This is a genomic window from Hyphomicrobium sp. (assembly GCF_036833075.1).
Classification (GTDB): Bacteria; Pseudomonadota; Alphaproteobacteria; order Rhizobiales; family Hyphomicrobiaceae; genus Hyphomicrobium_C.
This window is the reverse complement of record NZ_DAITQL010000101.1, coordinates 1-13,974: the sequence shown is the minus strand read 5'-3', so window position 1 is coordinate 13,974 and position 13,974 is coordinate 1. Positions and strand designations below refer to the sequence as shown.

General features: G+C 59.5%; 12 protein-coding genes and 1 pseudogene. 5 read left to right on the top strand and 8 right to left on the bottom strand.

Going from position 1 to position 13,974, the window contains the following annotated elements; genetic code table 11:
• Positions 1-737: 737 nt before the first annotated feature.
• A complete protein-coding gene (locus tag V7082_RS19355; RefSeq protein ID WP_334151131.1) occupies positions 738-1,376 on the bottom strand; it encodes a methyltransferase family protein in 639 nt (212 codons plus the stop codon).
• A 1,296-nt stretch (positions 1,377-2,672) separates the two neighbouring features.
• Here V7082_RS19355 and V7082_RS19350 point away from each other — a divergent pair.
• The 5 genes from V7082_RS19350 to V7082_RS19330 all read left to right on the top strand — a co-directional run bounded on the left by V7082_RS19350 (position 2,673) and on the right by V7082_RS19330 (position 9,382).
• On the top strand, positions 2,673-3,728 hold the full coding sequence (locus V7082_RS19350; RefSeq protein ID WP_334151130.1) for an efflux RND transporter periplasmic adaptor subunit: 1,056 nt from the start codon (positions 2,673-2,675) through the stop codon (positions 3,726-3,728).
• Positions 3,729-3,740: 12 nt separating this feature from the next.
• A complete protein-coding gene (locus V7082_RS19345) occupies positions 3,741-6,983 on the top strand; it encodes an efflux RND transporter permease subunit (RefSeq protein ID WP_334151128.1) in 3,243 nt (1,080 codons plus the stop codon).
• Positions 6,984-7,101: 118 nt separating this feature from the next.
• Complete coding sequence (locus V7082_RS19340) at positions 7,102-7,539, top strand: disulfide bond formation protein B (RefSeq protein WP_334151126.1); 438 nt, start codon at positions 7,102-7,104, stop codon at positions 7,537-7,539.
• Positions 7,536-8,192 (top strand): DsbA family protein, encoded by a 657-nt coding sequence (locus tag V7082_RS19335; RefSeq protein ID WP_334151125.1) that lies wholly within the window; start codon positions 7,536-7,538, stop codon positions 8,190-8,192. The genes V7082_RS19340 and V7082_RS19335 overlap by 4 nt, the downstream gene beginning before the upstream one ends.
• 95 nt (positions 8,193-8,287) lie before the next feature.
• The gene (locus V7082_RS19330) at positions 8,288-9,382 is read left to right on the top strand and encodes a tetratricopeptide repeat protein (RefSeq protein ID WP_334151123.1); all 1,095 of its coding nucleotides are present in this window, start codon (positions 8,288-8,290) and stop codon (positions 9,380-9,382) included.
• Between the two features lie 251 nt (positions 9,383-9,633).
• On the opposite strand, the gene V7082_RS19325 is transcribed toward V7082_RS19330, so the two are convergent.
• The 7 genes and pseudogenes from V7082_RS19325 to V7082_RS19295 form a co-directional block, all read right to left on the bottom strand.
• Positions 9,634-10,545 carry a cation diffusion facilitator family transporter gene (locus V7082_RS19325; protein WP_334151121.1) on the bottom strand — a complete coding sequence of 304 codons (912 nt, stop codon included), beginning with the start codon at positions 10,543-10,545 and terminating at the stop codon, positions 9,634-9,636.
• A gap of 94 nt (positions 10,546-10,639) precedes the next feature.
• Positions 10,640-11,020 (bottom strand): annotated as a pseudogene (locus V7082_RS19320) (TFIIB-type zinc ribbon-containing protein).
• Between the two features lie 61 nt (positions 11,021-11,081).
• Complete coding sequence (locus V7082_RS19315) at positions 11,082-11,336, bottom strand: hypothetical protein (RefSeq protein ID WP_334151119.1); 255 nt, start codon at positions 11,334-11,336, stop codon at positions 11,082-11,084.
• A gap of 211 nt (positions 11,337-11,547) precedes the next feature.
• A complete protein-coding gene (locus V7082_RS21630; protein WP_442909824.1) occupies positions 11,548-11,916 on the bottom strand; it encodes an MgtC/SapB family protein in 369 nt (122 codons plus the stop codon).
• Positions 11,862-11,987, bottom strand: a complete 126-nt coding sequence (locus tag V7082_RS19305) for a hypothetical protein (RefSeq protein ID WP_334151116.1) — start codon at positions 11,985-11,987, stop codon at positions 11,862-11,864. Before V7082_RS19305 ends, V7082_RS21630 begins: the two co-directional genes overlap by 55 nt.
• An 81-nt stretch (positions 11,988-12,068) precedes the next feature.
• A complete protein-coding gene (locus V7082_RS19300; RefSeq protein WP_334151114.1) occupies positions 12,069-12,323 on the bottom strand; it encodes a hypothetical protein in 255 nt (84 codons plus the stop codon).
• Between the two features lie 554 nt (positions 12,324-12,877).
• Entirely contained in the window at positions 12,878-13,315 is a 438-nt protein-coding gene (locus V7082_RS19295) for a hypothetical protein (protein ID WP_334151113.1), read from the bottom strand.
• Between the last annotated feature and the right edge of the window lie 659 nt (positions 13,316-13,974).

Genomic DNA, 13,974 nt, shown 5'->3' with positions numbered 1-13,974 from the left:
CAGTTGGCGCTCCGCCGACCAGCCCAACCACGCCCGCGTTCTCACACGGGCTCACTTCAATGCGGACATCACTTAGAAGTAGATCGCCTTCGCAGTTGACCCATCTTCCCGAGCTTGATCTCGTCGCATTTCAGAGCCCGAAAGTTATTTCGCGCATTTCGCTCACGCCATTGTACCGTTTGGTCTCGACCGGTTCTGCATAGGCTTGAGAACACTCTGATCTTGTAAGAATAATCGTTCGCCAGTTCCATTCATCGCGCAAGCACCCATGCTGATCTGGCGGTTGAGCCGTAATCCCCCATCCTGAAGAAAGGATGAGAAGAGTGACCACGCTTGCATGCATCATAGATAACCATCCGCTCTCATGGCCATGCGCTTGGTGAGCCGGCGCAGGCGTCAACGCTCAACAGTGGCGGAAAAGCAGTCCCATCACGGCCGCTACGAGCGATGGCTCAATCGCTGCGGAACCCGGCTCGTCCTGTCACCTTTGGCGTTTGGCTATGCGAGCTCTGGTCAGCTTAGATGGTCGCATTTCTTCCTCGGACTTCTGGTCGCGCTCATTGCCCTGCTAGAACTCTGGCAGGATCGGAGAGGGATCGCTTGAAATCGGCATCGAGAGGCGGCGCGCGGGTCATCGCGACCCCGCACTTGCCTTACTACCCTACCCAGAGAATCGAGCCCTGATTGCTGATGCGTGCTTGCATTCCCGGACAACCTGGCTTCGCCGCGCACAGGCTTCAAGGCAGGTGAAGAAGGTCCGGCAGCCATCCATAATAGCGCGCGAGCTCTATGGCGTCCACGGCTGGTACAGCGACAAGGAAGTAGCTGGATTCCAGAAAGGTGCGGTAGACGACTTTTGGCTGGATGACCAGCTGCTCGGCGTCGCGATAAGCGCGAAAGCGGGGCAGAAAGCGCGGCACACGCGATGCATAGTCTTCGAAAGCCGCGCCAAATTTCTTGCGCAGATAGTCCTCCTCCCTGGAGACGACAAACACGAGCACAGCGGCCGTCATCGACGTGCAGACGGCCACCATGACAAGTGAGCTAGTCTGGGCGCCGATACCTGCTGCCCCAATCAGGGTGAAAAGATAGAGAGGGTTGCGGACGATCGAATAGGGTCCGGTCTCGATGAGAGCGACCTTCTTGTATCCGCCAATGTGCAACGCACTCCATGTGCGTCCCGCGATTGCAACAAAGATCAGGAAAATGCCCGCGTGCTCAATCTGTGAATAGAAGAGCGGATTGGTGTGAAGCCAAACGGCGCATACGAAAGGCAGCAGGAAGCAAATGAGAAAAATACCAACCCCTAGAATGATGCGTCGCCGATATTGGACGGCGCTAAGATCACGGGCCGGTTGCGTGTAGGTGAGCGTCATGGAATCGAGCCTTGTAAGGAAGCTGGTTGCTCGTAAGAAAATGCGGCTTAAATGCGGTTGCCGGTGATATGTGGCAACGATGCTATCGCAGGCCGCAATCCTCGCGTCCGGCCAGCAGTCAGCACGTTCAAGCCGGAATGTCCCGTACGCGATCTCGAGTTCGTAGTCCGACGCATCGGTTGGTCGCCAGCGGAACGTTCTCATTACCCGTGCATAGGGGCGCTGCTCGGAGGCGCGAACCAGAACTATGCAAACGGCGGCTGAGCACCCAGGATATTGCGGGCCAAGGCCCCGCCTCGTACGTGGCACGGGCCGAAGCCGGCAAGCAAAACAGGCGCCAACGCGAACGTGAGGCCACATAGGACGTAGCCGGAGGAGCCGGTTCAACAAAAACTGCGACAGTAGGCACCGCGTCGCTTAAGTCATTGTGCAACTTTAAGTTTCCGCGCAGCCGCGAACTCCCTTACGAACATTTCACGGAGAAGAGCCCGTCGGCTGCTTGACTTTAGCGCAGATCGCGAAACATCTTGCCTCGATGAAAATGCGACCAACAGCTTCGGGTGAGACCGCGCCCAAGAGGTGGAGACACACCTCTCGGGCGGTGTGTCTCCGCGCGCTCATGGTCATGCTCGTTGTTGCATTGATTGGTCCTTTCGGCGCGGCGCACGCAACGCTGCAGAGCGTTATCCCCACACTCGATGCCGGGATTGGAGATGCGATCGCAGGCGAGGTGTCCGGACAGCAGGAAGCGCCCGACAAGAACGGCCAGCAGTCTCCGGCGAAGGCATTGCCGCACACCCACTGCGCCGTGTGCCCAGGTGCTCACACCTTGCCTCCCCCGGCGGCGCATCCCTCGTTTGTTCATTTCACAGCCCAAGTCACTTACCACGTGACGGACAGTGGCGGCGCGTCCAAGCATTCGCCTCCGCCTCTCCAAGAGCCCCCCCGACTCTAGGCAGCGCATACACGCGCATTTCCTCGCCCGCGCACAGGGGTGTGCGCAGCAAGGACCTTTCCTTCGCTTAAAAATTCGATCTGACCGGTAGCCGCTAAGCCTGCTCCGGCATTTGTGGATCTTTCGCCATGAACCGATTCCGCCTTTTTGCGGGCGCTGCCGGCGTCGGCATCGTGCTCGCCTTATCATACGCATTTGCGCCGACACCATTCTCGAGCCTCTTTGGGTCATTCGCCGTCACAAGCAGGGCGGAGGACATCCCCAAGCCATCCGACACAGCGGGGGCCGACGAGCATGGGCATGGAGAAGGAGAGGAGGAGAAGTCCGAAGGCGAAGTCGAGATGCCTCCGGACCGGATCGATGCCTCGAAAATTACGCTCGTTCCCGTGGAGGCAGGGACCTTGAACCGGCGCTTGAGCGTGCCTGGCGTGCTGATGCCCGACCGCAACCGCGTCGGCCGGGTTGCAGCGAAAGTCATCGGTACAGTCGCAGAACTCAAGAAGCAGCTTGGCGAGCCTGTCGAGAAGGGCGAGGTGATCGCAATTCTAGAAAGCCGCGAGGTCGCGGACGCCAAGAGCGAGTTCATAGCAGCCAACGTAAACCTTGAGCTCCAGTCGACTCTCTACGAGCGGGAGCAGTCCCTTTGGGAAAAGCAGGTTACCGCTGAACAGCGACTTATTCGCGCGCGCGCGACCCAGAGGGAAGCACAGGTCAGAACGGAGCTGGCGCGACAGAAACTTACTGCGTTGGGCGTCAACGAAAGTGAAATCGTGGCGCTGACGTCTGTTGGAAAGCAGCCGACGGGGCTGGAGCGCTACGAAATCAGAGCGCCGATCGCGGGACGGATTGTCGAGCAGCTAGTTGACCTCGGAACACCCGTCGGCGGAGAGGGACAGGCCAAGGAGCTCTATGCCATTGCCGACCTCTCCATGCTGTGGGTCGAGCTCACCGTTTCGACCACGGATCTATCGCAAATTCGCGAAGGCCAGCTGCTGACCATTTCCACAAGCGTCGAAGGTCAGCAGAGTTCCGGAAAGATCGTCTTCACCAGTCCGCTCATTGATCAGGATACCCGATCGGCGCGGGTCACCGCTTCGGTGGACAACAGCCAGGGCCACTTGCGACCAGGCACATTCGTCACTGCCAACATTGCAGTCGAGCAAAGAAAAGCCGCCCTGGTTGTTCCCAAGGTGGCCTTACAGACGATTGAGGGCAAGCCCACTGCGTTCGTACGGACGTCCCATGGCTTCCAAGCCCGCCCGGTGATTGTCGGAGAGGACGACGGCCAGTTCGTGGAGATCAGCTCCGGGCTCAATTCCGGAGATCTCATCGCTGCCTCCAACACCTTCCTGCTCAAAGCCGACGTCGGCAAGTCCGAAGCCGGCCACGCACACTGACGAGGTGGAAACATGATCGCTCGACTTCTCGCGTTCTCCGTTCACCAGCGCTGGCTGGTCGTCCTCCTGACGATCGCGGCCGCAGGGTACGGCATCTATTCGCTCAATCGCCTGCCGATCGACGCAGTGCCGGACATCACCAACAACCAGGTGCAGATCAACACGACGTCCCCCTCTCTCTCTCCGATCGATATCGAGAAGCAGGTCACGTTCCCGATCGAAACCGCGCTCGCTGGCATCTCCGGCCTCGAATACACGCGCTCGTTGTCTCGCAACGGCTTCTCCCAGGTGACGGCTGTGTTCTCGGAAGACACCGACATCTATTTTGCCCGTCAGCAGGTTGGAGAGCGGCTCCGCTCCGCCGAAGAGCGCCTCCCGGAGGGGGCTGCACCGACGCTCGGCCCGATCTCGACCGGTCTCGGCGAAATCTATATGTGGACCGTGCACTATACGGAAGACGGCGCTGTAAAAGTTGAAAGCGGCAAACCCGGCCCGCAAAGCGATGGAAGCTATCTGACGCCGGAGGGGCAGAAGCTGACCACGGATGTCGAGCGGGCCGCCTATCTGCGCACCGTGCAGGACTGGATCATCCGACCGCAGCTGACGACCGTGCCGGGAGTCGCCGGCGTGGACGTCATCGGGGGCTTCGAAAAGCAGTATCTGGTGCAGCCGGACCCCGCCAGGTTGACCGCCCTTAATCTCTCGTTCGGCGATATTGCCCAGGCCCTCGAGCAAAACAACGTCAACCGCGGAGCGGGCTATGTCGAGAAAAACGGCGAAGGCTTTGCCGTGCTCAGCACAGGACGGCTTCAGAGTCTGGCTCAGATCGGCAATGTCGTCGTCACGACCCGCGATGGCGCTCCCATCCGCATCAAGGATATCGGCGAAGTCGGAATCGGCCGCGAGATTAGGACGGGAAGCGCGAGCGAGAACGGCAAGGAGGTCGTCGTCGGAACGGCACTGATGCTGATCGGCGGCAATAGCCGTACCGTCTCCGCGGCCGTTGACGCCAAGATGCAGGAGATTCGCCGCTCGCTGCCGCCTGGCGTCGAGGTGCAGACGGTTCTCGACCGCACCCAGCTTGTCGATGCGACGGTCGCGACCGTCAGCAAGAACCTTGCCGAGGGCGCGCTTCTCGTGATCGTCGTGCTGTTCCTGCTTCTCGGCAACTTCCGAGCAGCACTGATTACCGCCTTCGTGATCCCGTTCGCGATGCTGTTGACCATGACCGGCATGGTGCAGGGCCGTATCAGTGCCAACCTGATGAGCCTTGGTGCGCTTGATTTCGGGCTGATTGTCGACGGTGCCGTCATCATCGCGGAAAACTGTCTGCGCCGGCTTGCCGATCGCCAGCACGAGTTGGGACGTCAGTTGTCGCTTGGCGAGCGATTGAGCACTGTGATCGAATCCTCCGAAGAAATGATCAAGCCCTCGGTCTACGGGCAGGCGATCATCATTCTCGTCTATGTTCCGCTCCTTACCTTCACCGGCGTGGAAGGCAAGATGTTCGAGCCGATGGCCCTGACCGTCATCATTGCTCTGATCGGCGCCTTCATACTTTCGCTGACCTTCGTGCCGGCCGCGATTGCCATCGCCATTTCCGGCCGGGTCGACGAAAAGGACAACATGTTCGTGCGCGTCATCAAGCGTGCTTACGAGCCTCTCTTGCATCGGGCTATTCTCAGGCCGGCTGTATTCGTGTCCGCGGCCGTCGTATTCCTGCTCCTTGCCGGCTCGCTGTTCGCCCGGCTCGGCCAGGAGTTCATCCCGACGCTCGACGAGAAGAATCTGGCAATGCAGGCGATCCGCATTCCGAGCACGTCTCTTTCCCAATCCCAGGCCATGCAGATCGAGATCGAGAAGGAGATCAGCAAGTTTCCGCAGGTCGCCTTCATCTACTCCAAGACCGGCACGGCCGAAGTGGCGGCTGATCCCATGCCGCCCAATGCATCCGATACCTTCATCATCCTCAAGCCGTCCGGGGAGTGGCCGGATCCGTCGCTGAGCAAGGATCAACTCGTTCAGCAGTTCCAGTCTGCGATCGAGAAGCAGCCCGGAAACAACCTCGTCTTCTCCCAGCCGATCCAGATGCGATTCAATGAGCTTCTGGCCGGCGCTCGTGGCGACCTAGCAGTTAAAGTGTTCGGCGAGGACTTCGACCAGATGCTCGCTGGAGCCAATAAGGTCGCCTCGGTCCTGAGAAGCACCGAGGGCGCAACCGACATCAGCGTCGAGCAAGCGAATGGATTGCCTTTCCTGGAGATCAAGATCAACCAGGACGAAATCGCCCGCCTCGGGCTCAGCGTGCTTGCCGTGCAGGATGTGATCGGGGCCGCCATCGGCGGCCGCGAGGCGGGCTTCATCTTCGAAGGAGATCGGCGCTTTCCAATCCTGGTTCGTCTACCCGACGCCATTCGGGTCGACATTGAGAAGCTGAAGCACATCCCGGTGCCGCTCCCGTCTGATCGCAACGACCGGTCGTCCTCCATTCTGCTCGAGCAGGTCGCATCCTTCGCCTTTTCGGAGGGACCGAACCAGATCAGCCGGGAGAACGGCAAACGGCGTGTCGTCGTGACCGCGAACATACGCGGGCGCGACATTGCGTCGGTCGTCGCGGAAGCCCAGCAGAAGGTCGCGCAGCAGGTTCAACTGCCGTCCGGCTACTACATCGCCTGGGGCGGCCAGTTCGAGAACCTGGCCGCGGCCCAGCAGCGCATGATGATCGTTGTGCCCGCCTGCTTCTTCCTGATTTTCCTTTTGCTCTATTCCGCCTTGGGCTCACCCCGCGATGCCTTGTTGGTCTTCAGCGCCGTGCCGCTTGCGCTGACCGGCGGCATCATCGCGTTGTGGCTTCGCGATATGCCGTTCTCGGTGTCGGCCGCTGTCGGCTTCATCGCACTCTCGGGTGTTGCGGTGCTCAACGGACTGGTCATGATGACGAGCATAAACAATCTCATCGACGAGGGCCTATCACGGCAGGAAGCCGTCGTGAAAGGCGCGCTTACGCGACTCCGGCCCGTCGTCATGACGGCGCTCGTCGCCTCGCTCGGCTTCGTGCCGATGGCACTTGCGACGGGTACCGGAGCTGAGGTGCAAAAGCCGCTCGCCACGGTCGTGATCGGAGGTCTCATCAGCGCCACGCTGCTCACTCTTCTCGTGCTGCCAGCCTTGAGCGTCCGCTTCGGCGGCCGGAGAAAGTCCGTGTCGGATGCGGCCGACCCGCACGCTCCAGTAACAACGCAGCCCGCCGAGTGATGCATCGGTCGAGCCAAGACAAAGGCGACGATGCCTTTGGTTCACAGGAGAAAGACATGAGCGGCACAGAAATTCGGGGATCTGCGAATCCTGAAAGCACCACAAGGCGGATCTCTCCATGACGGCAGACATGCCGCGACACAGCGCTCCCCTTATGCCGCTGCTTGTCGCTTGGACAATCGCTCTCTGCGCCACGCTCTCGGCCCTGTTCCTCGGCGAGGTGATGGGCCGGCTCCCCTGTCTCCTGTGCTGGTATCAGCGCATTTTCATGTTCCCGTTGGCCGTTGTGCTGGGTGTGGGCTTCTATCAAGCCGATACTGCTGTCTGGCGCTATGCATTGCCGTTAGCCGGCTTGGGAGGGATGATCGCAGCTTATCATAGTCTCGTCTATTACGGCCTTGTGGAAGAAGCGATGGTGCCGTGCTCGATTTCGGGCCCTTCGTGTTCCGGCCCGGACATGGCGATCCTTTCCGGTCTTCCAATCCCGCTGCTCTCCATGGCGGCGTTTTCCGCCGTCGCGGCCCTACTCATACACATTGCAAGGAACTCACCATGAACCGACGCCAACTCGTACTTTTCATCATTGCTACGTCAGTCGCCGTGTTCGGAATTACAGGGTACCTGTACAAAACCCACGACGAGGCCACGCGGCGAGAGAGTGCGGCGGCGCAAGCAGACCATCTTGTGCGTCCCCATGCGCCGATCATTGGTCCAGCGGATGCTCCGGTAACAATCGTCGAGTTCTTCGACCCATCGTGCGAAACGTGCAGAGCGTTTTATCCGTATGTGAAAAAGATCCTGGCTGACCATCCTCAGGATGTTCGCCTGATGATCCGATACGCACCCTTTCACGAGGGCTCGGACGAGGCCGTCCGCATTCTTGAGGCGGCGCGATTGCAAGGGAAATTCGAGCCGGTTCTCGAAGCCATGCTGGCCTCACAGCCGGCATGGGCCGTTCACGGCGCGCCCAACCTGGCCATCGCGCGGAACTCCGCAGGTTCAGCGGGCCTCGACCTGGAACAAGCCCGCAAGGATGCAACGCGGCCTGAGATCACTCAGGTTTTGAAGCAGGACATGCAGGACATCGTGGCCGTAAAGCTCAATCGGACCCCAACATTCTTCGTGAACGGAAAGCCCCTGCTGGAGTTTGGCCCGGAGCAGCTTTCAGCGCTCGTACGGGCGGAGGTGGGCGAAGCGAAACGACAATAGCCAATTGGCCCAGCCCATGGTTCCGTGCTTTTTTTCGGACGGGACCCTGGCGCCGGCAAGAATAACAAGCTCGGTATTATTCCAGGGTGCGCCATATGCAAATGCGGAAACCTCTAGCGATTGTCGTTGCAGCTCTGGGCCTGTGCGTGGGCTCCGGCTTGTGCGCTGCGACAACCAACCGGGACTCCGCGTCCTCGCTCCCGCAAGCGACACAGGAGATTCATGACCGCGCTGTCGACGCGGTTTTACAGGGCCGATTTTTCGAGGCGCTGCGCGGATTCGACGAGGTCCTGAGGCAAGATCCGTCCAACGCATCCGCCTACTACAACAGGGGCAACGCCCATTATTTCCGGCACCAGTTCGAACTCGCGCTTAGGGACTATACCTTGGCGCTCAAGTACAGACCGGGCTTCGCACATGCGGCAATGAACCGGGGAATTGTGTACTCAAACCTTAGCAAGCTGGACGAGGCGCTTGTCGATCTCGACCGCGCGGCCAGCCTTGATCCTGCCAATTCCGACATCTTTTACAACCGCGCGGTCGTCCATGTGAAGCGCGGAGACCTTGAGAAAGCCCTTGCCGACTATGATCGGATCATCCAGCTGGACGTTCCGGATTCCGACCTCGGAGCGGCGCGCAATCGACTCCGGATTCTGCTGACGCATATTGACAGACCAACTATCGCCGGGAGTGAACGCAACCAGCGCATCATTTCAGAAATCGAACACGCCCGGGCGATAGAGGTCGTGCTGGATTTGGCCGACCGGAGCTGCATCGGCAGCGGCGAAGATCATCAAGCTCTCACTGCGCTTGCGCGCGCCGGACGCTGGATTAGCGTGCCGGACGAGCAGCTACTCAAGAGCAGCACCCAGGCAAGAAAGTTTATTGGCGGTTGGATGATACAAAATCGTCTCGGCGAAATGATCCTGCTCCAATCACGGTCCGTCAGCGACTCACGCTATGTCTGCTCGCTCTCCGGCAGGTTCGGTGATGTGCATTGGTTTGAAGAATTCGCGACTTTCTTTTCAGGCAGGTTTCAAACCTCACGTCTGGTTATCAGAGATCTAAAGGATCGGCTCGTCAGCCGCCAAGTCGTCGTCCGGAGCGACCAAGCTCGAGTCGAAGTGGTTCTGACGCAGGATATTGCCAACAAAGCTTTTTCCATGGGGACTATCCACGGAAAAAAGTAAGGCGATTGCGACGCAGGGTCCTCCCTACATGGCTTGCGTCATGCGAGTGGCGTGGAAAACACGCGCCTCCGTTGGCGCCTCACGAAGCCATTCTAGGTGCGAAACGAGACGCGACATCTCAACGCTTTGGAGAGTCTATCACTGCAAGGTTCGACGCATCTTCCAATCCCAAAAGTGTTAAGAGGTGGCAATAGCCCACAACTTACATCGACGCACGTGCCCGAGACGAAGCGAGCCCGATTGCAGACATTTCATACCGGTACGTCGGAATGGGTCTCGTGGATCGCGGCATCCTCGATCTGCAGGGTCGTATGCGTAAGGCCGAAGCCCGACCGCATTGCGTCTTGAGCAGCAGCCAAAATGGACTGCGACGCTCCGGTGTCGTTGACCACGAGATGACAACTCATCGCGTCTGCGCCCGAAGTGATCGTCCAAACGTGGAGATCGCGCACCATCACCACACCAGGAATATCGAGCAGCTTCTTTTCGAGAAGAGCCAAATCGATTTCGGGTGGCGTGCCCTCCATCAGGATATGGACGGCCTGCTTGAGCAGAATCCAGGTCCGCGGAACGATGAACAATCCAATGCCGGCGCCAATGATGGGATCTATCAGTTTCCAGCCCGTCATAACGACAACGGCGGCCGCGACGATGACGCCGAGGGATCCTAACATGTCGGCAAGAACTTCGAAGTAAGCACCCTTGACGTTAAGACTTTCCGCCGAGCCCGCGGACAGCAGCCTCATGCTGATGAGATTGATGATGAGCCCGGCGACAGCGACGGCCAGCATCGGTCCGCCTATGATGTCCGGCGGATCGAGGAAACGTTGATAGGCCTCATAGAGAATGTAGACCGTGAGCAGCAGCAGAACGACGGCATTGGTGAGGGCCGACAGCACTTCGGCGCGCGCATATCCGTAGGTGCGTTGTGGTGTCCTTGGGCGCTCCGCAAACCGGATTGCGATCAGCGCAAGCGCAAGGCCTCCAGCATCGGTCATCATGTGGGCGGCGTCCGCGAGCAGCGCCAGACTGCCCGTCCATAATCCGCCGATCACCTCGACCAGCATGAACGTCGAGGTGAGGCCGAGCGCGACGTAGAGGCTTCTCTTGTGCCGCCCGCCGGCGGTGGCCGCCTTTGCTCCATCAGATTGTCCAACCCCCATGGGCGCCCCCTTTCAAGACTTCGCAAACGATCCGCCAACGCCGGAACACTTCTATCGGACAGGCACAACTCGGCACCCACCGTAACCGCACTGCCTAGTCAAACAGGCGTCTCAGGAAAGATCCATGGCTGCGACCATGATGCCCAACCCGGCTGTCACGTCGTCTATGCTTGTCGTAGCCGCCATATCTTTCGTCACGTTCCTCGGAATCCTGTCGTGAGTTCCGGGAGGGCCGCCTAGCCGGCTCTGCACGACTGCTACTGTCGAATTCTCCCTGCGCGTAGCGGGCTTCCTCGGTCGCGTTGCGCTCTATGAGCTTGTCGAGCTCGCCCCGGTCGAGCCAGACTCCACGGCATTTCGGGCACTAGTCGATTTCGACGCCCTGCCGCTCGCTCAGGATGAGATCGACCTTGCAAATGGGGCAGGGCAACCCGACGGCGGCACTGCTGCGCGACGTATCTGTACTGTTGCTCATCTCGTCTCTTTATACTCCTGAATGAAAAGGCGCGCCGCATTCGCGGCGCGCCATCGTATGATTACCACCGCCAGTCGCGATGATAGGTCCAGCGCGGAATTACAAACATACAGGGGTTAGCCGCATGGCGGCGCAGAACCCTGCGCTCCTTGTAGCCACCGTGCTTCTTGCCATAGAAGCCCTGACCATAGCTCTGGCTATAACTCGGCACGCTGTGGCCACCGCGATAGCTGCCAGCCTCGGCAGCACTGACCGCAAACATGCCGAGCGGCACCGCCACCGCAAGAGCTGCAATCGTTCGATTGAACTTCTTCATCTGTAGGTCCTCCTCTTTGAAGCCGGAAGCAGAATGCCGAGCGATCTCCCGGACTGTCTGAAGTCTCCGGCTATGGAGAAGATGCTAGCAGCGAGCGGATGCACAGCATCTGAATGATGCCTTCAGAATGCGTTCATCGCAAACGCACTTATTTGGCGTGCACCGTAAATCTGTCATCTCAGGAAGAAACGCGGGCATTGCGAAGTCCTGTTCACTCGGGATCATTCGCTATGTGGTGCAAGCGAAGCTTGAGCCGCTGGGGATGATCATGCGCGAGCAGTACCGCAAGAACCAGGATAGCCGTGCAAAAGGCGAGAACATACATGCCGAATCCCATCGCTACGCCAACTGCGGCTGTTGCCCATAGAGTGGCGGCGGTTGTCAATCCGAGCACCCGATCATCCTGACGCAAGATCGCGCCCGCGCCCAGAAATCCGATGCCGCTTACGACTTGGGCCGCAATTCTCCCCGGATCACCGCTGCCCCCATGCTGAGAGATGAGAGCAAACGTACAAGCACCGAGACTTACGGCAGCATAAGTGCGGATGCCCGCATCACGACCGTGGGATTCACTTCCCAACCGATGAGACCTCCCGCCAGCGTCGCAAGAACGACGCGCGCGGCGAACAGGAGCTCAACTTGCCAATCCATATGGAAACCTCACCTGCCAGACGCGCGGTCTTGAACTAAAGCAACGCCCGGCCAAAAGGCCGGGCGTTACCCGTTGCAAAATTACTTCTTATCGTGGTCGTGCTTGCCGTCCTTATGGTCTTCGCCGCCATGCGAGGACGCTTCGAATTTTGCGCCCTCGATCTTAGCGCACTCCTCCTTCGTCATCTCCTTATGGCCATGCTTTTCGCAGTCGGCATCGCCTTTGCAGACATTGGCGCCGGAGCAGTGTCCATGCTCCTCACCCGCGAAAGCGGGTAGCGTCAGAGCACCACAGCTCACCATCGCAAGCGCGGCAATGCAGGTAATCGACTTCATATTCTGTCTCCTGAGTTCTCTCGAAAAGTCACCGTTGCGGGCATGTTTCTTGTCCGATCGTTCGTCAAATTCTCAGTGATGCCTCCTTCCGTGCCGTCTGCCGTGGCCACCGCCATGGCGGCCACCGTAAAACCTGCGCGCATGATGGCCGCCACCGTAGAACCTGCGGTGTCCGATGCCGAGGAACCTGCCGAGCCGATGTCCTCTCGCGCGGTGATGGCGTCGCCCGACCTCCTGGACCATCGAGGATGTCTCGCTAATCCCAGTGCGGGACAGGCTGGGTGCGTTGAATGCGAGCGCGCTCGTCGTTGCGAGACAAATGCCCGCCAGGGCTAGAGAAGCTGCCAGGGAAAGTTTCATTTCGATCTCCATGGAAAATGGCGCAGACCTGCGGTCCGCAATGAAGTCTCTCGTTGAGATAGTTGCTGGGGAGGAGACGCTGCGCCGCTAGCGGTCATCGCCGATGTGCAGGGACGAGGACCGGCGGGATTACGCCCGATCCGCGAGCTTCACACAAATGACGGAAGTCGGTGTGACGGCGCAGGTTGCCGGACCTAGATCCGAAGCACCATTGTGCGTCGCGCATCCATGCGCGGATCGAGCCGCGATGCCATAGCCCCTTGAGGCGACACGGCCGGAATGACAGGCTGTGCGGCTGCGTCTCGCGGCAGCTGCCCAGCGGGCAGAGGCAGTGGGAGGAATTTGACTTCTTGCGTCACCGGAGCGGCGGCGACATCCATGAGCGCCGTGTCGGTGCAGCCGTTATTCTCAAACACCACAACGGCCTGACGGCAGTTGTCAGAGCCCTGAAGCGACGATGCATTGCGAGGAACCGAGTGCTCGCCTCCGTGCGCTACGCCCTCGAGTACAACTTCGAGCGCTTGATGGCCCGCCTTGTCCGCGCAGTACATCACCGGCAACCCCCCAAGCACCAGTGACGGCACTATGGACAGCAAAAGCACAATGGCTGCCAATCGACGGACGTAGCTCATATTCGAAACAGGGCGATCCTAACGGTAAGGAATCAACTGATCACCAGAGCATAAGGTTCCAGGATCGTGTCGATCCTGTGACGGGCTGCAAGGGCGGTTGACCACTAACCGAACGACAAAATTATATCCTTGCCCTGGAAGCAGACATCGTTGTCGACCGCGGCGCAAGCGTTTGGTGTATACTTGCTTCAAGGTGCCCGATCTAATTGCACGCTCTGCAGCTTTCTGCGTCCGCTTTTACCTCTATGCGGATGTGCTTACGTCCTCGCTCAGCACGATCTGCGCAACGGCTGCTGACTTCCGCTTCTGGGACGGAGCGGCGTCTTCGACCAGTCACTGGCGCGTCGAACGGATGACTTTGTCTGGCCCGCAGATGACCTTCCCTTACGCTTGTTAATGCGTCGCTCTTGAACCTGAAGCGGAACTCGCCCAACGCCCTGGTGGGCATACGAGCACGCGAGCTACACTGATCGCGCTTCCTCCGACTTCCTGCAGACGCCTTCCCCTTCCCGCGATTTGCGTCGTTTCCGCATCGACCTGACATCGCACCGCCGACACGCTGAGCCCGAACGAGCGCATCAGCGCACAGCGAGGCGAGGCCGTCATGTCGACCAGATTTCATCCCCTTCAGATCTCGATGGCGTTGGGCGTGTCCCTCG